Origin of the sequence: Paenarthrobacter sp. RAF54_2 (assembly GCF_052113945.1) — a bacterium.
Taxonomy (GTDB): Bacteria; Actinomycetota; Actinomycetes; order Actinomycetales; family Micrococcaceae; genus Arthrobacter.
Genome location: NZ_JBFRDV010000021.1, coordinates 25069 through 52040, shown reverse-complemented (window position 1 = coordinate 52040; position 26972 = coordinate 25069). Strand labels below are relative to the sequence as shown.

Genomic DNA, 26972 nt, shown 5'->3' with positions numbered 1-26972 from the left:
TCAGAACAACCACTAATGCCAGCTAGTTGCGGACAGCGTTAGAGTTCCGGAAGCGCTTCCTCAGCCACCGCCGTGGCTTCCGCGAACTGGGTCCGATACAACTCCGCATAGCGGCCATCGGCAACAAGCAGTTCGGTGTGCGTGCCACGCTCCACGATCCTGCCGTCCTCTACCACCAGGATCACGTCCGCGGCCCGGATCGTGGACAACCTGTGCGCAATCACGACGGCGGTACGCCCCTCGAGCGCTTCCCCCAAGGCCGCCTGGACGGCGGCTTCGTTAGTGGAGTCCAGCGCGGCGGTCGCCTCATCAAGAATGACGACGCGAGGCTGCTTGATGAGCAAACGGGCGATGGTGAGCCGTTGCCTTTCGCCGCCGGAGAGCCGGTACCCGCGCTCGCCAACAACTGTTTCCAGGCCATCCGGGAGAGACCGGATCATGGGTTCCAGGCGTGCACGCCGGAGCACCTCCCACATGTCTTCTTCCGTGGCATCCGGCCGGGCCAGGCGCAGGTTGGATGCAATGGTTTCGTGGAACAGGTGGCCGTCCTGGGTCACCATGCCCAGCGTGTCGCGCAGTGAGTCAAAGCCGAGGTCCCGGACATCCACGCCGGTGCCAGGTCCCTGCCCGCCAAGGCGCACGGTTCCGGAGTCGACGTCGTACAGGCGCGACAACAGTTGGGCCACCGTGGATTTTCCTGCGCCGGAGGAGCCCACCAAGGCGACGGTTTGGCCTGGCTCAACACGGAAGCTGACACCGTGCAGGACTTCCTCGCCGCCGCGCGTGTCCAGGGTGGACACATCTTCCAAGGAGGCAAGGGACACTTTGTCAGCCGACGGGTAGGAGAAGCGGACGTCGTGGAATTCCACGGCGACGGGTCCGGATGGAACGGCTACGGCGTCCGGCTTTTCCGTGATGAGGGGCTGCAGGTCCAGGATCTCGAAGACCCTCTCGAAGCTGACAAGTGCGCTCATAATTTCCACGCGAGCGTTGGAGAGGGCGGTCAGCGGAGCGTAGAGACGGGTCAGGAGGAGGGCCAGGACCACTACGTCGCCAGGTGCCAGTTGGCCACCAAGTGCAAGCCAGCCGCCCAGTCCATAAACGAGGGCCAGGGCCAGGGCCGAGACCAAAGTCAGCGCCGTGACGAAGGTGAACTGCAGCATGGCGGTTCGGATGCCGATGTCACGCACCCGGCCGGCGCGGGCAGCGAACTCCTGGGATTCCTCGTCCGGCCTGCCGAAGAGTTTCACGAGTGTGGCGCCGGGAGCGGAGAACCTTTCGGTCATCTGCGTACCCATGGCAGCGTTATGCGCGGCCGCCTCGCGGCGGAGGTCGGCCAGCTTGGATCCCATACGCCGGGCTGGTACGAGGAAGATTGGCAGCAACACCATGGCCAGGACAGTGACCAGCCAGGACGTGTTGAGCATGACCACCAGGGTCAAGGCAAGCGCCACAACGTTGCTGACCACACCGGACAACGTGCCGGCGAAGGCAGACTGTGCCCCGATGACGTCGTTGTTCAGGCGGCTGACCAGCGCGCCTGTCCGGGTCCGGGTGAAGAAAGCGATGGGCATGCGCTGCACGTGGTCGAACACGCGGCTGCGCAGGTCCACGATGACGCCCTCGCCAATGGTGGAGGACAACCATCGCGTCACCAGGCCAACCCCAGCCTCGCCGACAGCCACAATCGCGATGAGTACGGCCAGCCAGATGACCGTGCCCACATCCGCCTTGGCAATGATGGCGTCAACCACTTGCCCCGCGAGCACTGGCGTGGCGACGGCGAGGAAGGCACCCGCGATCGAGGCAATGACGAAGGCGATGAGCTTGGCCTTGTGCGGCGCGGCAAAGCCCAGCACGCGCTTCAGCGTTTCCTTGGAGAACGGCTGTGAACCGCTCTTGGCTGTGGTGATGTTGTAAAGCGAGCTCCACGCTACGCGGTCCATACTCATGGTTACTTCTCCTGGCCGAGGGTGTGGTGAAGCTCCTGGACACGGCCGTTTTCCAGGTGCCAACGCGAATCGAGCCGAACGTTCTGAAGCAAACGCCGGTCATGGGTGACCAGCAGGAGGGCGCCTTCGTAGCTTTCCAGCGCCTCTTCAAGTTGCTCGATCGCGGGGAGGTCAAGGTGGTTGGTGGGTTCGTCCAGCACCAGCAGGTTCACGCCACGGGCCTGCAGGAGGGCCAGCGCGGCACGGGTCCGTTCTCCCGGGGATAACGAATCGACGGTCCGCGAGGTGTGGTCCGCTTTCAGGCCGAACTTGGCCAGGAGTGTGCGGACGTCCGCGCTATTCCAGTCCACCAGCACGGCTTCGACGGCGTCGCCCAGCTGCCGTCCGCCGTCGAGCAGTCCGCGGGCCTGGTCGATTTCGCCGACGGCGACAGAGGCGCCCATGGAGGCTTCGCCGTCGTCCGGTTTCCGGGTGCCGAGCAGCAAGCGGAGGAGAGTGGATTTGCCGGCGCCGTTGGGCCCGGTGATCCCGATGCGCTCACCGCCGTTGAGCTGGAGGTTGACTGGTCCCAGCGTGAAGTCGCCTTGACGGACCACGACGTCCCGAAGGGTTGCGACGACGGCACTTGAGCGGGGCGCCTGGCCGATGCTGAACTGCAGTTGCCATTCCTTGCGCGGTTCCTCTACCTCGGTGAGGCGGGCGATGCGCGACTCCATCTGGCGGACCTTCTGTGCCTGCTTTTCGGAGGACTCGGTGCTCGCGGCCCTGCGGATTTTGTCGTTGTCCGGATTCTTCTTCATCGCATTGCGGACGCCCTGGGAGCTCCACTCGCGCTGGGTCCGTGCGCGGGACACAAGATCGGCCTTGGTGTTGGCAAAATCTTCGTAACGTTCGCGGGCGTGGCGCTTGGCGACCGCACGTTCCTCGAGGAACGCTTCGTAGCCGCCGTCGTAGACAGCCACTGAATTCTGGGCGAGGTCCAGTTCCACAACGGTGGTGACGCAGTGGGCCAGGAACTCACGGTCGTGGGAAACCAGAACCACTCCTCCGCGCAGGCCCTGCACGAAAGCCTCCAGCCGGGCCAGGCCATCAAGGTCCAGATCATTGGTGGGTTCATCAAGAAGGACAACATCGAAGCGGCTGAGCAGCAGTGCACCCAAAGCAACCCGGGCAGCCTGCCCGCCGGAGAGCCCGGTCATGAGGGCATCGGTACCAAGCTCCAGGCCAAGGTCTGCCAGCACGGCCGGAATCCGGTCCTCGAGGTCTGCAGCGCCGGATGCCATCCAGCGGTCAAAGGCCAGGGAGTATGCGTCATCCGTTCCGGGAGCTCCGGAACCGAGGGCTTCGGCAGTAGCTTCCATCTCCGCCGTCGCCTGTGCGCACCCCGTACGACGGGCGATATACGCTGCGATGGTTTCGCCTGCGGTGCGCTCATGTTCCTGGGGCAGCCAGCCCACAAAGGCGTCCGACGGAGCCAGGTTGACGGTCCCCTCCTGCGGTTGGTCCACGCCGGCGAGGATGCGCAGGAGCGTCGATTTGCCGGCGCCGTTCGCGCCTACCACGCCCACCACATCGCCGGGCGCAACGGTGAGGGAAAGCTTTGAAAAGAGCGTGCGGTGGCCATGACCACCGGAAAGATCCTTGGCCACGAGTGTTGCAGTCATTCTCTATTCCTCTCGCAGCGCCATCAGGCGCTCGCGTCTACATCACCAGCACGGTAAAACAAGTGCGGGTTCACCTACGAAACGCGGCCACACTGCCCGTGATTCCCATGGGCATGGAAAAACCCGCTGGTCCGGACTTGGGGGGTGTACGGACCAACGGGTTCAAGCATCAAGCATAATTCAATGTGGCGTCGGCGTAAAATCAATCCGTACCTTCGCTTCGGCTCCTTTTTGGGCCCGGCCGGACTGCCCGTTTGAAATACCCCAGAAAGCCCCCCATGCCCTTACCGTCCAAGGCGTTCCAACGCTGGCTTCACGGCGTTGCACCCAACGCCAGCACAGCGGACGTCTGCAGGATTTCCGGGATAAAACGGACAACGCTGGCCCAACAGTTGGTCCGGGGCAAGGTGGCAGAGTCAACGTTGGTCAGCATCAGCCGGGGCTATCACATCAATCCCGTGCAAGCCCTTGCCACGTTTGACCTCTACGCAGATCTTCGGGGCGACGCCGTCCCGCCCACGCCGGATGAACTGGTGAGCCAGATTGCCACCATGGATTTGCTGCGCGCGGTAGTGGAACGCAGTGAACCGGGGTCCGTCTCCGTCACAGGACTGTCGCCAACACCGCACCCCACCGCAGTTCGCAACTGGGTGGATGCAATCGACGACGGCGAGTTGCGGCACCGGGTCAGCGAAGCCACCGGCATCGCGCCACAGAACTTCTCCGCCCACCTGACCGCCAACAGGCTTCCTCCCGAGTTGGCCATCGCGACGTCGCGGGCTGCCGGCGTCGGACCAGCGGGCGGGCTGGTTGCTGGAGGGCTGATCACGGAGGCGGAGGCCGGTTGGTCCCCCAACGGGCGGCAGGAGGCCCTTGACCGGATGACCTTGGGCGAGCTGGTGACCCTGGCCGGTGAGAGGCTTCAGTCGCTGGGCAAGACCTTGCGCCGCCAAGAACAAGACCACGAACGAACTGAACGAATTTGGGAGAATCTCGGATGACGGCTGTCCTGCCTTGGGCAACGCTGCTGGTGTGCCTGGCGATTACCATCGCGCGGATTCCGAGCCTGCTCAGGGGTGAGAACCGGGTGGTCTTCTACATTTTCGCGCTGATCACCCTGGATATCCTTCTCAGCATCGAGGCGCCATACCTCGCCATCGATGCCCTTCTCGGCGGGGTTAACGTCACCAACCTGATCCTGCGGTTCCTGCTGTACGGCACGCTCCTGCTGATGGGCATCAAAATTGCCATGGGTTTCGCTTCCAGGTCAGCGGAACGGGCCATTCGTGGCCCTTGGGGGCTGACAGTCCTCGGAATCACGGTGGCGTTGACCACGTTCTTCTTTGTCATCACGGACACCCGCGGCTCCACGGCGGGAATGACAGGACTGACCTGGGGACCTTCCATGGAGGCCTACGCGGCTCTGGGCCGCTTTTATCCTGGATACGTATCAGCCTGCTTGCTGCCCGCGATCTGGCGCACCATCATGGGCCGCTACCCCGCCTTGCTGCGTGCCGCCTCGGCCCTCCTGTTCGTTGGGCTGGCGTTGCTTTTGGTGTCCCAACTCTTCCCGCTGATCCCGCTGGTGCACCTGTGGCTGCGTTCCCTGATCAACTACTCCGCCGTGCTGGCGACGGCCATTGGGCTCGCCGGGATCTGGTTTTCCAAGGCGTTTGCCCGGCGGAAAGCAAGACGCACAGCGTAAGACTTTCACAAAACCATTAGATCGTGGCACAATCATGAATGTGTGAACGCGGTTGCAGCCTGGCACCGGAATCAGAGAACGGGTTTCCGGTGAATGTGGCGCCCACGTGATCACAATTGGGGGGATGAGTGGTGGCGGGCTGTTGGGGACCGCCCCCACTCAGCCTTTTTAACCACCCTTTCCGCAGGCCTCCAAGCCTTTCCTGCCGGGAATCCGTGGTGCCCCGTGACTAAGATGGCTCCATGACCAGCCTTCGCTCCCGCCGTTCTCTTTTCGCCGCTACCCTGGCCGCCGCCGCCATTGCACTCTCTGCCTGCGGTGGCGGTTCCACTCCTGCCCAGTCCGGTGGCGATACATCCTTGTCCGACGTGAAATCCAAGGGCGAACTCGTCATCGCAACGGAAGGAACCTACCGGCCGTTCAGTTTCCACGCCGAGGGCGCTGGTGAATTGACGGGCTACGACGTTGAGATTGCCAAAGCCGTGGCTGAAAAGCTGGGCGTGAAGGCGAGCTTCCAAGAGACGCAATTTGATGGCATTTTTGCGGGGCTGGACGCCAAGCGGTTCGATACCATCGCCAACCAGATCTCCATCAATGACGAACGCAAAGCCAAGTACGAGTTCTCCAAGCCCTACACGGTCTCAACCGGCGTTGTGGTGACCAAGAAGGACAATTCCAGCATCAACAGCTTCGCTGACCTCAAGGGCAAGACCACCGCGCAGTCGCTGACCAGCAACTTCTACAAAATGGCCGTGGAGGCCGGCGCCAACGTTCAGGCCGTTGAAGGCTGGGCCCAGTCTGCCACCCTCGTACAGCAGGGACGCGTGGACGCTACTGTCAACGACAAACTCACCTACTTGGACTACGCGAAAACCACCCCGGATTCCGGTTTGAAGGTGGCCGCCGAAGCACCGGACAAGACCGAGAGTGCACTGGTGTTCCGCAAGGGTTCCACCGAGCTGGCCAAGGCTGTAGACAAGGCGCTGGATGATCTCCGGGCAGATGGAACCCTGGTAAAGATCTCCGAAAAGTACTTCGGTGCGGATGTCACCAAATAAATGAACTGGGACCTCATTTGGAGTTCCTTCGGGCCAATCATCACGGGGGCCGTAACGGGCACCATCCCCCTTACTCTGGCCTCCTTTGCGTTTGGCCTGGTGCTGGCCTTGGTGGTGGCGCTGTTGCGGCTGAGCTCGAATTGGCTGCTGTCCGGCATAGGTCGTTTCTACGTCTCGGTCATCCGCGGAACTCCCCTGCTGGTGCAGCTGTTTGTGATCTTCTTCGGCCTTCCCAGCATTGGTATCCGGCTGGATCCCTGGCCGAGCGCCATCATCGCGTTCTCCTTGAACGTGGGCGGCTACGCGGCCGAGATCATCCGGGCCGCAATTCTTTCCGTCCCCAAGGGACAGTGGGAAGCCGGCCACACCATCGGAATGTCCCACCCCCAAGCGCTGGTGCGGATTATCCTTCCGCAAGCGGCACGGGTGTCTGTTCCACCGTTGTCCAACACCTTCATTTCCCTGGTGAAGGACACCTCGCTCGCTTCCCTCATCCTGGTTACTGAACTTTTCCGCAATGCCCAGCAAATCGCTGCGTTCAGCCAGGAGTTCATGGCCCTGTACTTGCAGGCAGCCCTGGTTTACTGGGTCATCTGCCTGATCCTTTCCACTGCGCAATCCGCCGTGGAAAGGAGATTGGACCGCTATGTCGCCCACTGATGCACCTCAACAGCGCGAACCGCGCGTCACCTCAGTCCTGAAGGCCCGGAACCTCGCCAAAGCCTTCGGCAGCAACGTGGTTCTGCGCGACATCGATATCGACATCCGGCGCGGCCAGGTGGTAGCCCTGATCGGGCCGTCGGGTTCGGGCAAGACCACTGTTTTGCGTTCGCTCAACGGCCTTGAAATCCCCGACGCCGGTACCGTCACCTTCGGCGGCACCGGCCGGGGTCCGCGCTCGGCTTCAGGCTCCGGCTCCGGGAGCGAGACGTCTGATGGCCTCTCCATCGATTTCGGCGCCAAAGTGGGCAAGAAGGAGATCGCAGCGCTGAGGGACCGCAGCGCCATGGTGTTCCAGCACTACAACTTGTTCCCGCACATGACGGTCCTGAAGAACATCATTGAAGGCCCCGTCCAAGTCCAGAAGCGGCCCAAGGCAGAGGCCATCGCCGAAGCCGAGCGATTGCTGGAGCGGGTGGGCCTGGCTGACAAGCGGGACGCTTATCCGTTTGAGCTCTCAGGCGGACAACAGCAGCGCGTGGGCATTGTCCGTGCTTTGGCRCTCCAGCCCCAACTGCTGTTGTTCGACGAGCCCACGTCGGCATTGGATCCCGAGCTCGTCGGTGACGTTCTGGGCGTTATCAAGGAACTCGCCGAGGAAGGCTGGACCATGGTGATCGTGACCCATGAGTTGGCCTTTGCCCAGCACGTGGCAGACGAGGTCATCTTCATGGACGGCGGCGTTGTGGTGGAGCGCGGCCCTGCTGCCGAGGTGCTGCGCGCACCCCGGCAGGAACGGACCAAGCTGTTCGTGAAGCGGCTGCAGCACGACGTCTAAACCTCTTGGCGCGGGTCCTCTTGGTGCTGGCCAGCCGTTATCGGGCGAACCGCAACGTCACCAATTGGAACGGGCGCAGGACCAGCTCAGCTGAGTCCTGCCCCACAGTCACTCCAGGGGCCTCTACCGGCCGTTCCAGCAGGTCCGTGGCCAGGACGCCATGAGCTTTAAAATTGGCCCTGACAACGCCGGCTGAGCGTTGTCCCAGGGATTCGTAAAGACGCACAATGACGTCTCCGGAGCCATCCTCGGCCAGCTTCACTGCCTCCACTGCCAAGGCAGGGTTGGACACGGACAGCAGGGGTTCCACTGGCTTGCTGCCAGTGACATAGCGGGGCTTCAGGTTGGTGCGGTAGCCCTCCTCCACGGCATCCCCGATCCCCGCTCCAGGCCTGATGGACAGTTCAAGCGTGTGCTCGCCGCGGTCTGCTTCGGGGTCCGGGAACCTGGCGGAGCGCAACAGCGAGACACGGACGGTGGTCGTCGTCCCCCCGTCTCCGCGGACAGCCCTGGTGACGTCGTGCCCATAGCTGGAAGAGTTGCTGACCGCCACGCCATAACCTGGCTCGGCAACGTGGATCCAGCGATGTGCGCAGATCTCGAACTTCGCAGCATCCCATGATGTGTTCGTGTGGGTCGGCCGGAGCACATGGCCGAACTGGGTCTCGGAGGCCGAACGGTCCGCCCGGACATCCAGTGGGAAGGCGATCTTGAGCATCTTTTCGCGTTCCTGCCAGTCCACTGTGGTGGCGATCCCCAGCGACTCCGCACCGGCGTCGAGCGTTATCCGTTGCGTGATGGTGGAGGCACCAACCGTACGCTTGACCACCACGACGGCGCCTGCCGCCGTACGCTCAAGATCGATGGTTTCCGCCTGCGTCAGCTTGGTGACGTTGCGACGGTAGAACTCCTCGATGTCCCAGGCGTCCCATTCATTGGGAGTATCCCTGAACAGCTCAAGCAGGTTGCCGGGCTGATCGGGGGCAATCGCCTCACGGCCAGAGGAATGATCCGTAAGCGAGGTCAACAAGCCATCACTGTCCACCACGGCTCGGATGATTCCGTTGTCCAGGACGTAGCCGCCGTCCTTTTCGCCGGCATCAACAACTGCGTCCGGCTTCACGGCTTCCGCAGCGGCGAGTGCCGGCACGCCAGCCCGCTTGTGTGGGGCCGCGTTGAGCAGGAACTGCCTGTCTCCCTGGCCGACAAGTGCCTGAGCAGCCTGGGTGATGATGGCCTCGAGATCGCGGGCGATTGCCTCGTAGTTCCGCTCGGCATCCTGGTGGACCCAGGCGATGGAACTGCCCGGCAGGATGTCGTGGAATTGCTGGAGGAGCACCAACCGCCAGAGCCTCTTGAGCTCCGCTTCGGGATAGGCATAGGCGTCGCCCAGTCGCACTGCAGCCGTGGAGCACCACAGTTCTGCCTCACGCAGCAGGTGCTCGCTGCGCCGGTTGCCCCGCTTGGTCTTCGCTTGGCTGGTGTACGTTCCGCGGTGCATCTCCAGATACATCTCGCCCACCCACACCGGGAGGTTGCGGTACTCGGCTTCGGCCGCCGTGAAGAAGTCCTTGGCCGTGCCCAACTTTACCTTGGGTGAACCCTCGAGATCTGCCGTGCGGTGTGCAGCGGCCACCATCTCGCGCGTGGGGCCGCCACCGCCGTCGCCATAACCGAAGGGAACCAGTGACATTGTGCCGCGCCCGTGCTCACGGTAGTTGCGTTCCGCATGCGCAAGCTCGCGGGCATGAAGCTCTGCGTTATACGTGTCGACCGGCGGGAAATGGGTGAATAACCGGGTGCCATCGATGCCTTCCCACGTGAACGTGTGGTGCGGCATCCGGTTCACCTTGTTCCAGGAAATCTTCTGCGTAAGGAACCATCGCAAACCTGCAGATTTAACGATTTGTGGGAGTGCGCCGGAGTAGCCGAACGAATCGGGCAGCCAGGCTTCCTGGCACTCCACATCGAATTCCTTCAGGAAGAAACTCTTGCCTTCCACGAACTGACGCGCCAGGGCCTCGCCACCGGGCATGTTGGTGTCCGATTCAACCCACATGCCACCGACGGGAACGAACTGCCCGGCCCTGACCTTTTCCCGGATGCGGACAAAAAGCTCAGGGAAGAATTCCTTGATCCAGGCCATCTGCTGGGCCGAGGAACACGAGAAGACGAAGTCGGGGTTCTCGTCCATGAGAGCCACGACATTGGAGAATGTACGGGCACACTTGCGGATGGTTTCACGGACAGGCCACAACCAAGCGGAGTCGATGTGCGCATGACCGGTGGCCACGAGTTGGTGGGCCGAAGCGTAGGCGGGCCGGCTCAGTACTTCTGCCAGTGCCTGGCGGCCTGCGGCAGCAGTTCCCGCGATATCGTCCGGGTCCATGATGTCCAGCATCCGTTCCAGGGCCCGCAGGATTTCGTGGCGGCGCGGCAGCTCCATGGGGAGCTCGTGCATGAGACCACTGAGTGTCCACACGTCCTGGTTCAGTTCCCACACCGTCTCGTTGAGTTCGGCAATGGCAATCCGGCCGAGGCGATACCGGGGTTCGTCTCCGGATGTCGCCTTGTCCCCCAAAGGAGTAGGCGCAAATGACCAACCCTGCGACACATCCGGGTTGGCTGCTGCTTCCACATAGAAATCCACGGACAATCCGCCACCGAGCAGCTTCAGCGGAACGTGGTAGTTACGTGGGGAGATGGCCTTGATGATGCTGGCATCGGCGCGCCAGGCTGTGCCTTCACACTGGAACCCCGGCACGTCGCTGTTGAAGCCAAGGTCCACGATGATTTCCACCGCCGTCCCCTCGGCAGAACCCCAGCCTTCTGGAACTTCACCCTGCAGGCGGAGCCATTTAGTGCTCCACGGCTTACCCCAAGGTGCGCCCGGCTCCTGGGGCGTGAAGAGCTGGCGCATGGCCTCGGCTGCGGGCACGGGTTCTCCAGGCGCATCCCAGCTGCTGAGCTGCAGTGGGACGGACCTGCCGTAAATGGCCGGAAGAAGACGTTCCCGAACGAATCGATCGAGACGCTGTTCAGTGATCCGGCGATCGTCGTGCAATTAAATCCCCTTAGGCATTGGCTGGTGGCAAAGCGTCATGGCCGGCGGGCGAGCCGGCACTTTATGGACGGCGTTATTCGAGGACACAGCGATTCCAATCGATGGATAAAATCTACGTTGTTCCAGCTCAATAGCCAAGTGAACGAGGACTATCCACAGGGAATAGCGGCGCTAGCCAGCCTCTTCTCCCACGATCCGGTCCCTGCCCGCGTACACGTTCAGGCTCGACCCACGGCTGAAGCCCACCAACGTGATACCTGTTTCGTCCGCGAGCTCGGCCGCGAGGCTGGAGGGAGCGCTGACGGCCGCAAGGACGGGAATGCCCGCCATGGCAGCTTTTTGGACGAGCTCGAAAGATGCCCGGCCGGATACCTGAAGAACTGTTCCTTTCAATGGCAGCTTGCCGGCCCGCAAAGCCCAACCCACCACTTTGTCCACGGCGTTGTGACGGCCCACGTCTTCCCGCAGGCACAGCAGCTCGGAAGTACCGTCGTCGTGAATCCTGAAAAGGCCCGCGGCATGGACGCCACCTGTTTTGGCGAAAACCGCCTGCGCCTCACGCAACCGGTCCGGGAGGGCAGCCAGCGCTTTTACGGGGACCGTGACCTCATCGCCTTGGGGACTGTGCCGCGAGGACTTCCGGACGGCGTCGATCGAGTCGGTGCCGCAAATGCCGCAGGAGCTTGAGGTGTAGACGTTACGGCCGGTGTCCGGACGTTCGACGTCGGGCCGCAGCTGTGCGTCCACAACGTTGAAGGTCTGCACGCCGTCCTCGTCCTCCCCCGCGCAGAAACGCTCGGAGACCAGTTGCCCCGGCTCCCAGATGATGCCCTCCGAGACAAGGAATCCCGCCACCAGATCGAAGTCGTCTCCCGGGGTCCGCATGGTCACCGAGAACGACATATCTCCGAGACGGATCTCCAAGGGTTCCTCGACCGCGAGGATGTCTTCCTTGTATCGGACAGGGTGTTCCAGGGCCTGGGGCGATCCGTCCAGGACGAACTTATGCAGCTTTCGGCGCTGGGTCACACGTCCCATGTCAGGATCCGTTCTCCTCGGGGTGTTTCACGAACCGCACGGTCATCGCCTTGTAGCCGGGCGTGTTGGATTCCCGGGCCACAAGCTCGCGGTGGACCAGGGCGTTAGCCTCCGGGAAGTATGCGGCAGCGCATCCCTTGGCCGTGGGGTACGCGATCAGCCGGAACTTATTGGCTCGCCGCTCAGTGCCGGCAAAAGTGGAAATGACATCCACCAGGTCACGGTCCTTGAAGCCCAGGCCAGCGAGGTCTTCCTCGTGGACCAGGATCACCCTTCTGGCGTCCGAGACCCCACGGTAGCGGTCATCCAGGCCATAGAACGTGGTGTTGTATTGATCGTGGCTGCGTACCGTCTGCAGGATCAAGTGGCCCTGTGGAGCTTCAAGATACTCAAGCGGACTTACGGAGAACCGTGCTTTGCCGATGTCAGTTGCGAAGGTACGGGTATCCCGTGGCGGGTTCGGCAGGACAAAGCCGTTCTTCGTCCGGACCCTGGCGTTGAAGTCCTCGAACCCCGGGATAACGCGTGAGATGTGGTCCCGGATCACGTCATAGTCCTCTGCCATGGCACGCCAGTCCACGCCGTGGTCATCCCCGAGGGTCGCCTGCGCCATGCGGGCAACGATGACCGGTTCGCTCAGGAGGTGCTCGGAGACGGGAGTTAGCCTGCCCTGGGTCTTGTGGATGACCGACATTGAGTCCTCCACGGAGAGGAACTGCTTGCCCTTGGGGTGTTTGTCGTCCGTGTCCGTGCGTCCCAGTGTGGGCAGGATCAGGGATGTCTTCCCGTGCACCACGTGGGCACGGTTCGGTTTGGTGGAGATGTGGACGGTCAGTCCAGCGGTCTTGAGCCCGGCTTCCAAAGCTGCAGTGTCAGAACCGGCTGCAGCGAAGTTCCCACCCATGGACACGAAGACATCCACGTCCCCCTTTTCCAGGGCGTGCTGGGTCTCCACGGAGTCATATCCATGCTCGCGAGGCATCCGGAAACCAAACTCCTCGTCCAGCGCGGCAAGGAACGTTTCGCCCGGCTTCTCCCAAATACCCATGGTGCGGTCGCCTTGGACGTTGGAGTGGCCACGCACCGGGCAAGCCCCGGCTCCGCGTTTGCCGAAGTTCCCTTGGAGCAGGAGCAGGTTGATGATCTCCTTCAGCGTATCCACGGAGTGCGGCTGCTGGGTCAAGCCAAGCGCCCAGCAAATAATGGTTGCCTTGGACTTGGCCATCAGCCCGGCCACAGTGACGATTTCCTCGCGCGACAAGCCTGTTGCCCGCTCGGTTTCGTCCCAGTCCAGCTGGGCCCGTGCCTTGGCGTACGCTTCGAAGCCTTCGGTCTGTTTCCCGATAAATGACTTATCGACGATCGTCCCCGGGTTCCGTTTTTCTTCCTCCAGCAGCAAGTGGCCCAGTGCCTGGAACAGCGCAAGGTCACCACCGACCTTGATCTTGAGGAACTCGTCCGCGATAGTAGTGCCGCCGCCGATCACACCGTTGAGAGACTGGGGGTCCTTGAAATTCAGCAGCCCGGCTTCCGGAAGCGGGTTCACGGCAACGATCTTTCCGCCGTTGTTCTTGCAGTCACGCAAAGCGGACAGCATGCGGGGGTGGTTGGTCCCGGGGTTCTGGCCCACCACAAACACGAGTTCGGCGTGGTGGATGTCTTCCAGCGAAACCGTTCCCTTGCCGATTCCGATGGTCGGGTTCAGCGCGCTGCCCGAGGACTCATGGCACATGTTGGAGCAGTCCGGCAGGTTGTTGGTGCCCAGGCTGCGGGCGAACAACTGGTACATGAACGCGGTCTCGTTGGCCGTCCGGCCGGAGGTGTAGAAAACGCAGCGATCAGGTGTGGTGGCATTGATATGCTCCCCGATCAAGGCAAAGGCTTCAGTCCAGCTGATCGGGGAATAGTGGGTATCTCCCGGTTTGAGGACTACAGGCTCGGCGATTCGCCCTTGGCTCCCCAACCAGTATTCGGTCTTGTCTTCAAGATCGGCAATGGAATGTGCTGCCCAGAAATCTGCCCCCACCGTCCGTGTGGTGCTTTCCTCAGCGATTGCCTTGGCGCCGTTCTCACAGAATTCCGCGGGACTGCGACGTCCCGTGATGGATTCCGGCCAGGCGCAGCCCGGACAATCAAAGCCGTCATGCTGGTTGACCCTGAGCATGGAGCGGACCGTACGGGCTACTCCTGCCTGGGAGTAGCCCCTTTCAAGGGCGACAGTGACAGCCTTGAGGCCTGCCGCAGCCTTCTTGGGCGGGTGGATTTGCAGGTCATCTTCATTGATGTCCTGTTCGGGAGCATGCCTGTTCATGGGTCCATCATTGCAAGCCCGGGCACCCAGTTGCCACCTGCGTCCACCCGGCGGCCCCTAGGCTTCCAGCGCGCTCCAGTCAACAGGACCGGACGGGGCCTTCTTTTGTTGCCGGGCCGGCGACTTGCGTGGTTTTCCTTCAGCGGCGTTGGGTGTGGGCAAAGGTTTACCCCACGGCAAGGGAAAGGCCGGGACCAGTTCGCCCATCTGGACACCATGCGGCGGCACCACCAAGACGCCATCTGCTCCCGCCAGCCCACGCATCATCCCCGGGCCGGCATGCTGCGCGGGCGATGCCAATCCGTAGACCAGCTTGAAAGGCATCAGGCGCGTCCGTCCAGGATCGGCGTCGATCATTGCACCGCTGGGAACCTCGCCAACGTCCTCCAGCTTCCCGTGGCCAAGCGCTGCGAGCAGCGGCCCCCCAACGGTGAACAATGCCATCATGGCCGCCAGCGGATTCCCGGGCAGGCCCAGCACGAAGCGTCCGTCCGGAAGCTCCGCCAACACGGCCGGGTGGCCAGGGCGCATGGCAATGCCATCGATCAGCAGCCGGCCGCCCAGTTCAGCCACGGCCCTCCTGAAATGGTCCGTCCCTGAGCGTCCGGTACCGCCCGTAGTAATAACGACGTCGGCCGGCGGCTCCGGTGCTGCATATGGTTCCGCGGGTTCAGGCTCGGTGTCCTGCAAAGCCGCAAGCCAGTCGTCGTAGTTGTCGCCAACCTTGAGTTGCTCTCCTGCGATGCCACCAAGGAGTTCGACGACGGCGCCAAGCTGAGGTCCGAAGGTATCCCGGACCTTCCCCGGTAGGGGAACTCCCTGCGTCACCACTTCCGAGCCCGTCAGGAGGAATCGCACCAAGGGTTTCCCCAGGACTTCCAGCTCATCGAGGCCCGCCAGGGCAGCCAAGGCAATGTGCGCAGGATTCAGGACGGTACCGGCTTTGAGCAGCACGTCCCCTTCTGCCGCTTCCTCGGCAGCTTTGCGGATGTGCTGGCCATTGCGTGGCTCCCCCGGCTTCGCCAAGCCGCCGAGCGCAAGGATCGGCAGGCCGTCGTCGTCCGTGGTAATAACGCCGCTTTCGGTGCGCAGAACGGCCTTGGCGCCGGGCGGAATGAGTCCTCCGGTGACGATGGGACTGGCCTGGTGGGGAGCAAGTCTGTGGCCGGGCTCAACAAGAATCCATGGACCCGTTCCGTTGACAGCCCAGCCGTCCATGGCGGAGGACGCATAGTGCGGCATGTCCTGAATGGCCACTGCATCCGAGGCCAATGTCCTTCCCAAGGCAGCCTTCAACGGCACTGGGCTTGGCGGGATGGGAGCGGCGACGTCAAAGGCACGCTGCCGGGCCTCATGCCATGTGTGTGCCGCGTGGTGGTGGCCCTGTCCGGGGGCCTCGGTCATTCCGCCTCAGTCCCGGGCTCCAGGTATTGCTTGGCAACCTGGCGGGCCAGATCCAGGGCAGCGCTCATGGCGGTGTCGTCCGCGGCTTGCCCGATCCCCCTGGCCATGCCGGCAGCGTAACCTGCGATGAACGTTGTCAGCGGCGCAGCAGGCCGCACCACGGAGTGGGCTGCAACTCCTGCCACGGCAAGGACTTCATTGATGTCCACTTCAACGCCCTCAAGCTCAAAGGCCTGCAACAGTGTGCGGCACCAGTCCTCGAGCGTCTCTTCCTGGCTCTTCATGTCCGCCTCCTGCTCGTTGTGTATGCCCAGGGCCGCGGCGTCCTCCCACGTGTCCACATCATCGGTAGACCCATCGGGGACGGTAACGGCCAGCAGGTTCAGCCTAGCAAGCAGCCGGAACACTGAAGAGTTCGTTAACCCCGAAGCTGCCGCAACTTCCCTTTCCAATGCCCGGGTGCTGTAGATGCCCAGGAGGGGCTGTTGCCGGCCGTCGGCTGAGACGGCCATTGCGCCTTCTACTTCAGGATGCGCACGCAGTCCTTCCCATAGCGGCTCAATGCCCCTGGCGGCGTGCGGCATATCGCATGCCAGGACGAGCGTCCACGGCGCTGGCTCCCCATTGTGGTGAAAGGCCGCCAGACCGGCAGCAATGGCGGCGGCAGGGCCGGCAAAGGCCGGCTCCTCCCGGGCGCTAAGAACTCCATCAGGCAGGACGCCACCGATACCAGAGGTGTCTGGACCAACCACCACCACTGCGGAAGCACCCCGCGCCGCCTGCAGGGCATGCGAAAGGAGGCTGGCGCCGTCGAACGTTAATCCGGGCTTGGGCACGCCACCGAGGCGGGTGGCCCTGCCACCCGCCAGAATCACAGCGTTGAACTCCATCCGCCCAGAGTACCCGGACGGCGGGAGGGCAACAGAAATCGATCAGGCGGCGGATTCCGGCAACAGGAACGGATCCCAGTCCGGCGCAGGTTTCTCGAGTTCTTTGATCTGCCACATGGTTCCTGTGGGCACGCCAGGTTTGAAACGAAGTTTCCAACCCATCTCGGCGAGCGTGTGGTCACTCTTGGCGTTGTTGCATTTCAAACACGCCGCAACCAGGTTTTCCCAGGAATCCGCGCCGCCCCTGGATTTGGGGTGGACGTGGTCTATGGTGTGCGCTGTTTTCCCGCAATAGGCGCAGCGATGGCCGTCGCGGCGGAGTACCCCGCGGCGGCTCACGGCAGTGATCTTGTTGTACCGGGGCCGGATGTAGCGATTGAGAAGAATCACGGATGGTCTTCCGAGAATCTCCTGTGGCCCGACGACAGGCTCGTCGCCTTCGGCCACCACGCTAGCTTTTCCAGTCAGCACAAGGACCAGCGCCCGGCGGAAGGTTACTACCGCCAGCGGTTCATATCCAGCATTCAGAACGAGTGTGCGCATGCACGTACCTCTTCACGGCCGCACCCGTCAGGGGCACGAGGGCCGGCTGCCCTCTGCTTGTACGGGCTGTGGATCGACAACACAAGGGTAAGCACTCATATGCCATATCAACGAATTTTTCTGCCGTTTCACCTGCGGTGTTGGCGAAAGTTCATGCGCGGGACACCTTGCTCGTTAAAGCAGAACACCCCGCCGGCCTGAGCCTCGGGGTGTTCTGTGGAGTATTTGATCAGCCGTTGACGCGGATGAAAACGGGGCCGGAGCCAACGTTCACGCTGAACAGTGCCGTGGTGGATCCGTTCCATCCACCGTGGACTGCCATGCCGTTGCCGACGTAAACAGCGATGTGTGCCATTCCGCCGTAGCCACCGTTGGCGTAGTAAGCGAGGTCGCCGGGCTGCGCTTCAGCTGCACTGACCGTGCGGCCGAGGGAGAGGTAGCCGGCCGGCCAATCGTGGAAGTGAATACCGACGGCGGCCAGCGAGTTGGTCACCAGCATGGTGCAGTCCTGCGTGACACCGAGCTGTGCGTAGGCCGCTGCAGCGATAGCTGCACCGAGGCCACTGGATGCAGCAGGCGCCTTTGCCGCGGAGGTATCAGTGTTGACCGCCAAAGTAGCGGTGCCGCCGGCAGCCGGAGCTTCCTTGGCAGGTGCCTTCTCGACGACGGGAGCCGGGGCTTCGACAGTCTTGACTACGGGGCGCTCGTAGGAGATGGCAACGCTGGAATCGGCAGCAATGGTGGCCTGGGCAACCGACTGCACATCAAGGGTGGACGCAGACGTGGATTCGCGCTGGACATTGGTATCCGCAGCATTTGCAGCCACGCCGCTGGTCAGGACAAGGCCTGATGCAGCTGCGATCACTGCTGCCTGACGGCCAACGCCACCGGCGTTGTCGCTGACAGCCTTGGCAATGACGGCAAGTGAGCTGGTCTTGGGGGCCTCAGCTCTATGCCGTGCAACCTTGTTTGCACTGGTCATGATTACTCTCTTTTCGTATCCGCGCACGGTGGGGACGCACGCAGGTTATGGGCGGCCAGCACTTGGGGGGCATGCTGGCTTACCCCGAATGGGATTTTCCTAGCGGAGGGTGAAGAACGAGGATGTGCCGGTGGCTGCGACCGGGGTCAGGAGCGTCCCCTGGCTGGGGTTGAGCGCGCTGATCATCATGCCGTTGCCGACGTAGATGCCCACGTGGGCTCCGCCGTTCTGCATGACGAGATCGCCGGGGGCCGGCGTGCTGGTGGGCTTCATGGCCGTCCAGGCATTGACCCGGGGGATGCTGATGCCGGCCTGGGCGTAGACCCACTGGGCAAATCCAGAGCAGTCCCAGCCGTTGGGGGAAGTGCCGCCCCAGACATAGGGGTGGCCAATGCCGGTGTAGGCAATTGCTGCGAGTCCGGAAGCTGCCGCGCTGGATGCGGCATCCTTGGCCGTGGAGGACAGGGCAGCGAGGGTGTCGCCCGTCTGGCCTTCGGCTGCCTGCGTGCGTTGGGAGGCGCGCTGAACCTTGGGGGCTTCCTTGGTAACCACAACGGGGCTTTCGAAGGAAACGGTTGCCGTTGGCTCAGCGGTAACAACTGCGGTGGCGACCAGCTGCTGGGTGCTGGAGGATTCCGACTTGGAAACGTCGGTGTCAGCGGCCTGGGCCGGGAGTCCAACGCTGAGAACAAGTCCCGAGGCTGCAGCCAGAACGGCGGCTTGGCGGCCTACGGTGCCTGCATTGGTTGAGACAGCCTTGGAAAGGGTGTTCAACGGGTTCGTACGAACCAATTCGGCGCGATGGCGCGCAGGGGTAGTGCGTGATGACACGAAGGTAGCCTCTCCCAATGCCTGCGAGGTGAGCTGTCGGATTCGGATGGGAGTCATCCGGCCGCGCCGCTTCAAGGAAGCTTTTGCGACTTAACCCCAAGGCCTTCTGATTCGAAGGCCAAAATTGGTTCCCCCGCCCCTGCCAGACGATTTTTGCGAACGGACCTCGAGTGGTGGCAGAGCTAGGCAATCCACTCAAGTGCATCGGCCCCCTAAAAAGCCGATGCGCTTTAGACGGTACAACAGATGTTCGTGAATGTCACATTCAGGTCACGGGCGTGTCATGAATGCGATAGACAACCATCAACTGGCTCAGAGCCAGCCCATGGGATCTACGACTTCACCGTTTACCTGGACCTCGAAGTGGAGGTGGCAACCCGTAGATGCGCCTGTAGTGCCGCTCAGCGCGACAGTATCGCCGCGGCTGACAGTCTGGCCCACCTTGACGTTGAAGGACGACAGGTGGTTGTACGTGGTCTCGAGGCCGTTGCCGTGGTCAATCACGACGCGGTTGCCTCCGCCGTACTCATGCCAACCTGCGAACGTGACCTTGCCTGCGGCTGCGGCGTGAACGGCAGTTCCGCACTGGGCTACGAAGTCCTGGCCACGGTGGAAGTCACCGGTGCCGCCGGTAAGGGGGCTGACGCGGTAGCCAAACGGCGATGCCGTGACGAGCTTGTCCAGAGGGCTTCCCAGCGTGCCAAGTGAGGAGGCGCGCTGGATGCTCCCCGCTGACTGGGCGCTCAGCAACTGCTTGAGCTTGCCGTCAGGATCAGCGGCGGTAGCGACTGCTGCGCGACTGAAATCGATTTTGGCAGAGGCTGCCGCAGAAACTTCGGGCTGGCTGCCACCGGGCACGGAGAGGGCCGCCTCGGCTTGGCCGGATTCGGATGTGGCCATGACGGGGCTTGTGACAGGCAGGCCTACAGTCAGGGCAAGTCCGGTGGCGGCAAGCGCGACTCCGGCCTTCTGCCCGACACCACTGGCTGCGGCGAAGTCGGCCACCTGGCGCAATGGGCTCTTGCGGCGGCGCACCTGACGCGGGGTGTCGCGTGGCCGGATCTCCATTGCTGCGCGGGCTGGCCGCAGCTCAGCAGCGGGGCCGGACGCGCGGCGACGGCCCCTGACGTTCTGCGATGTCAAACTCTGTTCCTCTCTGGAAAGCCTGCGAAGTTAGCTGTCGGATTCGGGTCAGAGAGTTCAAAGACCCGGTCCGCACGAAGCGCAAACGGCACACAGGTATCCCCGGAAGGACTTGCGTTAGTAGGCACTTCTGCTGCGGACTTCACCCCAAGGCTGCTTCTTTAGGCAGCCGCTTGTGGTTCCCCCGCCTCTGCCAGTAGTTGATGACACACCTGATCTGCTGGCAGAGCTCGGCTCCAGATCAGGTAACGCTTTGGTATCGGCGCTAGTAGATAACTATAGGCGATTAAAGCCCGCAGTAATAAATTCGTTATCTTGTCAAACGACCGTGTTGTGGACGCCCCCATATCACCAGTCGCAGAAATCCGCAGGTCACACGCGCGCCAGGCGCACCAAAGTGAGATCTGACACGCCTTAGGGTCAGCTGACAGCGACGAAGACGTGCGCAGCTACCTCGGGAGGCAGCTCCAGTGCTCCTTCAATACCGGGAACACGGACGGAGATGTATTCCCCCACCCGTTCCAAGGAGACAGTTGCGCCTGGACGAATTCCGCCTTCATCGAGCTGGGTGAGGAGTTCCGGCTCAACCTGGATGGGTTCAGCAAGCCGGCTGACTACTACGCGGGAATCGGCAGCGTACCCGTCCATGGCATGCAGCAGGTTCACGTCCAAGCGGGCAAGGGGCTGGTTGGCGAGGCCGCCAAGCGCCTCCAAACCCGGGATGGGGTTGCCATACGGTGACTCGGTGGGGTGCTCCAACAACTCATACAGGCGCCGTTCCACCCGTTCACTCATGACGTGTTCCCAGCGACATGCTTCGTCATGAACGTATGCCCAGTCCAGACCAATGATGTCCGCCAGGAGCCTCTCGGCAAGGCGGTGCTTCCGCATGACTTCGGTGGCCCGCTTGCGCCCGACTTCGGTCAGTTCCAGGTGGCGGTCGTTGGACACAATCACCAGGCCATCGCGCTCCATGCGTCCAATGGTCTGGGAAACCGTGGGACCCGAGTGCCGCAGACGCTCCGCAATGCGTGCGCGAAGAGCCACGATGTTCTCTTCTTCAAGCTCCAAAATGGTCCGAAGATACATCTCAGTGGTATCGATCAGATCCGTCATCCAGCTCAGCTCTCCTCGAACGCATTTCTTGCGTAATCTCCACCGTACCGCGTCCCCGCCAAGGTGGATGGTGTGCAACCGACACCTCAGGAACGTCAACCCAAGCCTAGCTTATTTGGAATTACTCTGGATAATTTTTCCCTGGGTCGCAATGCCCATGATGGTCCGGCATTCCACGTGGCGGACTATGACAACCGCAGATTCCTGACGGTGGGTCCGGTCAGGCAGAATGAGGGAGTCGAAGGGGCAGCCGATGCCACCTGCCCACCTCCCCCTCTCTAACCGATACCCATTGGAGCCACACGTGAGCGACAACAGCATCACTATTCCCGCCGACCTGCTGCCCAAGGACGGACGCTTCGGCGCGGGACCGTCCAAGGTGCGCCCGGAACAGGTCCAGGCCCTGTCTGACGCGTCGACCACCATACTTGGGACGTCACACCGTCAGGCACCGGTCAAGAACCTGGTGGGTTCGGTGCGCGAAGGACTCAGCCAGTTCTTCCGTGCACCTGAGGGCTACGAGGTTGTCCTCGGTGTCGGCGGCTCCACGGCTTTCTGGGACGTAGCGGCTTTCGGCCTGGTTGAGAAAAAGGCCCAGCACCTTTCCTTCGGTGAGTTCGGTTCCAAGTTTGCCGCGGCCACCAACAAAGCCCCCTTCCTCGATGCATCCTCCATCATCAAGTCAGAGCCCGGCACGCGACCGGCCTCCCAGGCAGAGGCCGGCGTTGATGTCTACGCCTGGCCCCAGAACGAGACATCAACCGGTGTTGCAGCCCCCGTCAAGCGCGTAGAGGGCGCCGACGCCGGATCGCTCGTCCTGGTGGACGCTACCTCAGCCGCCGGCGGGCTGGACGTGGACGTCGCCGAATCGGATGTCTACTACTTCGCCCCGCAGAAAAACTTCGCTTCTGACGGCGGTCTGTGGCTCGGCCTGTTCTCCCCCGCGGCGTTGGAGCGCGCCGCCCGCATCAAGGCCAGCGACCGCTGGATTCCGGACTTCCTGGACCTGCAGACCGCAATTGAGAACTCCAAACTGAACCAGACGTACAACACACCTTCGCTGTCCACGCTGGTGACTCTGGACGCACAGGTGCAGTGGCTCAACAGCAATGGTGGTCTGGACTTCGCCAGCAAGCGCACAGCAGACTCTGCCAGCCGCATCTACTCCTGGGCCGAGGCTTCCGAGTACGCCACACCGTTCGTCGCAAAGGCTGAGGACCGCTCCAACGTGATCGCCACCATCGACTTCGACGACTCCATCGATGCAGCGGCAATCGCCAAGATCCTGCGGGCCAACGGCGTGGTGGACACTGAGCCGTACCGCAAGCTTGGGCGAAACCAGCTCCGCATCGCCACTTTCGTCGCTATCGAACCGGACGACGTCTCAGCCCTGCTCGCCAGCATCGACTATGTCGTGGGCGAGCTCAAGAAATAAAAAACTCAAGAACTAACTGCCGCGGCTTTTCGCGAAAGGCAGGAAACGGCGTCGTCGGGGTTGTTCCCGGACGGCGCCGTTGCCGTTAATCCCCTAATCGGGCGACGGCGTCGTCGTCCTCTTCGTCGGCTTCCTCGGCTTCCTCGGCTTCATCGGCTTCATCGGCTTCAGGATCGGATGCTTCGGCGGCGTCGTCGTCCTCTTCGTCGGCTTCCTCGGCTTCCTCGGCTTCATCGGCTTCATCGGCTTCAGGATCGGATGCTTCGGCGGCGTCGTCTTCCGCAGCCTGCACGGATTCCTCGGTCACTTCCTCTACCGTCTCCTCCACCAGGGGCGTCTCGTCCTCCGGGCGGACACGCTTTGCCCAGGGGACCCATTCCGGGGCCAGGATGGAATCCTCAGAGGGCAGGAGGCCAAGCTCGCTGACTGTGACGATCTTTGACCGGGAATTGCGGGTGATCACGGCATACCACTGCCACCCGCCGTATCCCGCAAGCTTCGACTCGAACAAATGCGTGACCACGCGGTCGCCCTCGGACTTTGCGCCGATGTGGGCACCCACCTCGCCCGGGTTCGCGATAGTCTCCACCGCTTCCCGCGCGACGTCGACAGCGGCAGCCAGGAACGCATCCGGCTTGCCAACGCGCCACACGGGGATGCCGGCCCGCTGCTTCGCTGCGACCGGCTTCCGCGCAGGGGTGTCGCTGTTTTCAGGGGCTTGCCCGTTGACAGGATTCGCCCCGGCGACAGGAACTGGGGCGGCGTCAGTGACGACCCCAGGGCCGGCCTGCGCGTCCCTTCCTGCCTGTGTATCCTGTGCGGATTCCGAAGTCATGGCAGTTCCTAGGCTTCCAGCTCGTCGGCAACCTTGCGCAGCGCCATACCGATGGCCTTGGCCTTGTTGCCCTCCGGGTACTTGCCGGAAGACAAAGTACCGGACAAGTTATCCAGCACGGTCACGAGGTCCTGCACCAAAGGCGCCAGGTCCTTGGCGTTCATGCGCTTGGCCTTGGCGATGGAGGGCGTCTTGTCCAGGACCCGAAGGCCCAATGCCTGGGCACCGCGACGGCCATCGGCCACGCCAAATTCCACACGCGTACCGGCTTTGAGCTCGGTTACGCCTGCGGGCAGCGATGTCTTGGGCAGGAATACCTCCTGGCCATCCTCAGCCGCGAGGAATCCGAAGCCTTTTTCCTTGTCATACCACTTGACCTTGCCGGTGGGCACGTAATCAACCTTCTTCGTTCTTGCTTTGGAGACACGTCGCGCCGCCACCGCATCCGCAGGGATTTGCGGGATCGAGGGAGACAGCACGGTCCGTGTTGGTCTGTTACTTCAAGGTTATCCTGCCGGACCAGCTATTCATGCTTTGCCGCCGCTTTGCGGCGCCTTGCTGCACCCGTTGCTGCATCCGTTGCTGCATCCGTTTCTGCACCTTTCCTGCTCCTTTCCTGCACCCTGGCCGCGATGCTTGCCGAGATGCCGGCCGCCGAGGAGCCCACAGGCCTGGTTCGTGTGCCCTGCTGCTAGCGTTAGGCGCATGACTTCTCCGGGTTACCGCCGCCCCCTGATGATCGTCGCCGCTGTGATCGCCGTCCTTTCCCTGGCTGCAGTGGGCGCGGTCATGGCTATCGCCTTCAACGGTGGAGTGGCACCAGTGTGGATCACGTCCATCGCGCTATATGGGCTGCCGGTTGCCTTCATGCTTGCAGTGGTCCTGGTGTTGGATGCCGTCCGTCAACGGCGCCGGCAATAGCTAATCAAGCGTCGGCAACAGCGAACCAGGCGCCGTCAACAGCGAATCAACCGGGACGGCTTTGCCTTGGCCACGCACGAGCGGCCCTGTGGCGGTAACGTTGGATTGATGTCCCTTATTCGCGCGCTCAGCAAGGAACTGGAAGCGCGCAGCGATAACTCGCTGCGGGCCTTGTTTGCCGCGCGGCCGGACCTGATTTCTCCCATGGCCCCGGACTTCGCTGCCTTGGCAGCCCGGGCAAGTGCGCGAGTCAGCGTGCAACGGGCGTTGGAGCGACTAACAAAGCCTGAAATGCAGGTTCTGGAGACGCTCCATCTGTGCACGAATGCCGACACCGGTCACAGTGTTTCCGCTGCCGGACTCAAGAAGGTCATTGCAGGGTCCACTCTTTCTGCACTGGAGCCGATCCTCGCCAAACTTCAGGAGTTGGCGTTGATTCACCGGGCCGATCCGCCGGCGGCATCAAATTCACAACCGAATTCCCGGCAACGGTTCTACCTTCCCGTTGGAAGTCTGAAGGACGTGATCGGCATCTATCCGGCCGGCCTGGGTCGAAGTTACACGGAGCTGGTCAGGTTGCAGCCGGCTTTCGCCCAACGGGTGGTTCAGCTCGTAGCCGAGCTCCATCACTGTGGCTTGGACATCCACCCTGCCAGCACTCCCATGGACGCCGCCTTGTCCCTGCAACGCTGGACGTCAAGCCCCGAGAATGTGCGCGCTATTCTGGCCACGGCGCCCGAAAGGACCGTTGGCTTGCTGGACAAGTTCGGCAGTTGGGCCATGGGCGCAGTCCCCCAGGCTCAAYGGCGGGCCTCCGTGACCCACGAAAGCGCCGACGTCGGGCCTGTCGATTGGCTGCTGGCCCGCGGCCTCTTGGTTCCCCTGGATGCCGGTCACGTCGAATTGCCACACAGTGTGGGCATCGCCCTGCGCGGTGGTGCGATCGTTGACGACTTCACCCTGAGCCCTCCGGTTCCAGAACTGGGCCACACGAGTGCTGCCCTCCGGCGCAACGCCGCGATGGGCGCCATCGCCGAGACTCTACGGCTCACCAGCGAGGTGCTGTTCGCAGTCCGTGAGCAGCCGCTGGCAACCCTCCGGAGCGGCGGCGTAGGCGTGCGTGAGCTCCGGCGCCTGGCTGAATCCATCCGCTGCGGCGTCCACGAAACTGCCCTCCTGCTGGAGTTCTGCGCGCTGGCCGGCCTTGTGCGGCTGGACGTTGACAGTTCCACGTGGATCCAGCCGCCACAGTTGGAATGGCTCTCCCTGCCGCGACAGGAACAGTGGCTCTGGCTGGTGAACGCCTGGTTGGCCAGCGAGCGGGCACCTTCCATGGTGGGCCAGCCCCTCCCGGGAGCGACGTCCGGCTCGCCATCCCATCCAGGTTCCGCCGGCAGCACCATCAATGCATTGTCCGCGGAGGCTCAAAGGCCCGATGCTCCAGTGGTCAGGCGCAGGATCCTGGAGATCCTCAATGAACTGACGGTTGAGGCCGCAGCTCCGGATGGCAAAGCACCTGTCCTTGACGCGCGCGCGGTGCTGCAACGGGCGGAATGGGCGCAGCCCCGCATGTCCCGCCGCTTCAGCTCCCTGGTGCGGGGGATCCTGGAAGAAGCCACCTTGTTGGGCTTGATGGGGTCCGGGGCCTTCACCCAGTTGGGATCTGCCATCGCGCTCGGCCATCCGGAGGAGGCGATGACCCTCCTCGGTGAACACCTGCCGGCCGCGGTCAACCACATCCTCCTTCAGGCGGACCTCACAGCAGTAGCGCCCGGTTACCTCGCCCCCGAACTCAGCGAAACGCTGCTGCTCATGGCCGACGCCGAGGGCCAGGGTCCGGCGTCGATCTACCGTTTTTCCACGGCAACTATCCGCAGGGCCCTCGACGCCGGACAGGATGCGGAATCGCTGTTGTCGTTCCTCCGCGAGCATTCAGCCACAGACGTGCCGCAACCTCTGGCGTATCTGGTGCAGGACACAGCGTCCCGACACGGACGTTTGCGAATCGGTTCCAGTGCAAGCTTCATCCAAAGCGACGACGAATCCGCCATCACCGACCTGTTGCACGAGGCCCGGACGTCTGCACTGAGCCTTGTCCGGATCGCCCCCACCGTCCTGACGTCCTCTGCCAGCCCCAAGGAGACTGCACGTGTGCTGCGCGAGCTGGGACTCTCACCTGCTGTCCAGGAGGCGGAACCCGCCGTCGTGCGCTTTAAACGGACAGCGGCAGTGCCCGGCAGCGCGCGTCCGGTCTACACGGCTCCGCGGACGGCCCCACCGGACGACGACGTCGAAGCCCAGCTTGCGGTGTTACGGCAGCACCGCGCCGTCCCGGCTGATGCGACAGGCGAAGCCTCCACGCAGCTCGGCCTGGAAACGCTGCAGAAGGCCATCCGGCTCAAACAGGCGGTCACCATGAACGTGGTGGACAGCCTGGGGAATGCGAACACCGAAACTGTGGTTCCTGTATCCGTCTCCGGTGGCCGCGTCAGGGTCTTCGATCCTGGTAAGGAAACAGAACGTGTGCTGTCCATCCACCGGATCATCGATGTAGAACCAGCAGGAGAACTGCACAAGTGAGG

22 protein-coding genes and 2 riboswitches are annotated in these 26972 nt (G+C 62.8%); of the genes, 8 read left to right on the top strand and 14 right to left on the bottom strand.

The annotated features are described in order from the left end of the window. Positions 1-38: 38 nt before the first annotated feature. Positions 39-1952: an ABC transporter ATP-binding protein gene (locus tag AB4Y87_RS19605; protein ID WP_442005951.1), complete on the bottom strand. Its 1914-nt coding sequence runs from the start codon at positions 1950-1952 to the stop codon at positions 39-41. Positions 1953-1954: 2 nt separating this feature from the next. Beyond that, entirely contained in the window at positions 1955-3616 is a 1662-nt protein-coding gene (locus tag AB4Y87_RS19600) for an ABC-F family ATP-binding cassette domain-containing protein (protein ID WP_442005950.1), read from the bottom strand. Positions 3617-3894: 278 nt separating this feature from the next. On the opposite strand from AB4Y87_RS19600, the gene AB4Y87_RS19595 reads away from it, so the two are divergent. The 5 genes from AB4Y87_RS19595 to AB4Y87_RS19575 all read left to right on the top strand — a co-directional run bounded on the left by AB4Y87_RS19595 (position 3895) and on the right by AB4Y87_RS19575 (position 7877). Beyond that, positions 3895-4617, top strand: a complete 723-nt coding sequence (locus AB4Y87_RS19595) for a hypothetical protein (protein WP_442005949.1) — start codon at positions 3895-3897, stop codon at positions 4615-4617. Next, positions 4614-5321: a hypothetical protein gene (locus tag AB4Y87_RS19590; protein ID WP_442005948.1), complete on the top strand. Its 708-nt coding sequence runs from the start codon at positions 4614-4616 to the stop codon at positions 5319-5321. Before AB4Y87_RS19595 ends, AB4Y87_RS19590 begins: the two co-directional genes overlap by 4 nt. 242 nt (positions 5322-5563) lie before the next feature. Further along, positions 5564-6379: an amino acid ABC transporter substrate-binding protein gene (locus AB4Y87_RS19585; RefSeq protein ID WP_442005947.1), complete on the top strand. Its 816-nt coding sequence runs from the start codon at positions 5564-5566 to the stop codon at positions 6377-6379. Beyond that, the gene (locus AB4Y87_RS19580) at positions 6380-7039 is read left to right on the top strand and encodes an amino acid ABC transporter permease (protein ID WP_442005946.1); all 660 of its coding nucleotides are present in this window, start codon (positions 6380-6382) and stop codon (positions 7037-7039) included. Next, positions 7026-7877 carry an amino acid ABC transporter ATP-binding protein gene (locus AB4Y87_RS19575; protein ID WP_442005945.1) on the top strand — a complete coding sequence of 284 codons (852 nt, stop codon included), beginning with the start codon at positions 7026-7028 and terminating at the stop codon, positions 7875-7877. Before AB4Y87_RS19580 ends, AB4Y87_RS19575 begins: the two co-directional genes overlap by 14 nt. A 37-nt stretch (positions 7878-7914) precedes the next feature. On the opposite strand, the gene AB4Y87_RS19570 is transcribed toward AB4Y87_RS19575, so the two are convergent. The 10 genes from AB4Y87_RS19570 to AB4Y87_RS19525 all read right to left on the bottom strand — a co-directional run bounded on the left by AB4Y87_RS19570 (position 7915) and on the right by AB4Y87_RS19525 (position 21199). Next, a complete protein-coding gene (locus AB4Y87_RS19570; RefSeq protein ID WP_442005944.1) occupies positions 7915-10941 on the bottom strand; it encodes an alpha-mannosidase in 3027 nt (1008 codons plus the stop codon). Positions 10942-11112: 171 nt separating this feature from the next. Then, positions 11113-11979: a formate dehydrogenase accessory sulfurtransferase FdhD gene (gene fdhD, locus AB4Y87_RS19565; RefSeq protein ID WP_442005943.1), complete on the bottom strand. Its 867-nt coding sequence runs from the start codon at positions 11977-11979 to the stop codon at positions 11113-11115. Between the two features lies 1 nt (position 11980). Next, the gene (locus tag AB4Y87_RS19560; protein ID WP_442005942.1) at positions 11981-14290 is read right to left on the bottom strand and encodes an FdhF/YdeP family oxidoreductase; all 2310 of its coding nucleotides are present in this window, start codon (positions 14288-14290) and stop codon (positions 11981-11983) included. A 57-nt stretch (positions 14291-14347) separates the two neighbouring features. After that, entirely contained in the window at positions 14348-15694 is a 1347-nt protein-coding gene (locus AB4Y87_RS19555; RefSeq protein WP_442005941.1) for a molybdopterin molybdotransferase MoeA, read from the bottom strand. Beyond that, positions 15691-16584, bottom strand: a complete 894-nt coding sequence (locus AB4Y87_RS19550) for an NTP transferase domain-containing protein (protein WP_442005940.1) — start codon at positions 16582-16584, stop codon at positions 15691-15693. Before AB4Y87_RS19550 ends, AB4Y87_RS19555 begins: the two co-directional genes overlap by 4 nt. 42 nt (positions 16585-16626) lie before the next feature. Further along, on the bottom strand, positions 16627-17127 hold the full coding sequence (locus AB4Y87_RS19545; protein ID WP_442005939.1) for an HNH endonuclease: 501 nt from the start codon (positions 17125-17127) through the stop codon (positions 16627-16629). Between the two features lie 229 nt (positions 17128-17356). Then, the gene (locus AB4Y87_RS19540) at positions 17357-18109 is read right to left on the bottom strand and encodes an NlpC/P60 family protein (RefSeq protein ID WP_442005938.1); all 753 of its coding nucleotides are present in this window, start codon (positions 18107-18109) and stop codon (positions 17357-17359) included. Positions 18110-18208: 99 nt separating this feature from the next. Further along, positions 18209-18940 carry a C40 family peptidase gene (locus AB4Y87_RS19535; protein WP_442005937.1) on the bottom strand — a complete coding sequence of 244 codons (732 nt, stop codon included), beginning with the start codon at positions 18938-18940 and terminating at the stop codon, positions 18209-18211. Positions 18941-18944: 4 nt separating this feature from the next. Then, positions 18945-19108: riboswitch (cyclic di-AMP (ydaO/yuaA leader) on the bottom strand. Positions 19109-19252: 144 nt separating this feature from the next. After that, positions 19253-20083 (bottom strand): M23 family metallopeptidase, encoded by an 831-nt coding sequence (locus tag AB4Y87_RS19530; protein ID WP_442005936.1) that lies wholly within the window; start codon positions 20081-20083, stop codon positions 19253-19255. Between the two features lie 6 nt (positions 20084-20089). Continuing rightward, a riboswitch (cyclic di-AMP (ydaO/yuaA leader) is annotated at positions 20090-20319 on the bottom strand. A gap of 184 nt (positions 20320-20503) precedes the next feature. Beyond that, entirely contained in the window at positions 20504-21199 is a 696-nt protein-coding gene (locus AB4Y87_RS19525; RefSeq protein ID WP_442005935.1) for a metal-dependent transcriptional regulator, read from the bottom strand. Between the two features lie 304 nt (positions 21200-21503). Between AB4Y87_RS19525 and serC the strand changes: the two genes are divergently transcribed. Then, positions 21504-22634 carry a phosphoserine transaminase gene (serC, locus tag AB4Y87_RS19520; protein ID WP_442005934.1) on the top strand — a complete coding sequence of 377 codons (1131 nt, stop codon included), beginning with the start codon at positions 21504-21506 and terminating at the stop codon, positions 22632-22634. A gap of 85 nt (positions 22635-22719) precedes the next feature. On the opposite strand, the gene AB4Y87_RS19515 is transcribed toward serC, so the two are convergent. Both AB4Y87_RS19515 and AB4Y87_RS19510 read right to left on the bottom strand, forming a co-directional pair. Next, the gene (locus AB4Y87_RS19515; RefSeq protein ID WP_442005933.1) at positions 22720-23469 is read right to left on the bottom strand and encodes a DUF3027 domain-containing protein; all 750 of its coding nucleotides are present in this window, start codon (positions 23467-23469) and stop codon (positions 22720-22722) included. A gap of 8 nt (positions 23470-23477) precedes the next feature. After that, positions 23478-23861, bottom strand: a complete 384-nt coding sequence (locus tag AB4Y87_RS19510; protein ID WP_216926040.1) for a cold-shock protein — start codon at positions 23859-23861, stop codon at positions 23478-23480. Positions 23862-24174: 313 nt separating this feature from the next. Between AB4Y87_RS19510 and AB4Y87_RS19505 the strand changes: the two genes are divergently transcribed. After that, the gene (locus tag AB4Y87_RS19505) at positions 24175-24390 is read left to right on the top strand and encodes a hypothetical protein (protein WP_442005932.1); all 216 of its coding nucleotides are present in this window, start codon (positions 24175-24177) and stop codon (positions 24388-24390) included. A 108-nt stretch (positions 24391-24498) separates the two neighbouring features. Beyond that, complete coding sequence (locus AB4Y87_RS19500; protein WP_442005931.1) at positions 24499-26970, top strand: helicase-associated domain-containing protein; 2472 nt, start codon at positions 24499-24501, stop codon at positions 26968-26970. Positions 26971-26972: the final 2 nt, after the last annotated feature.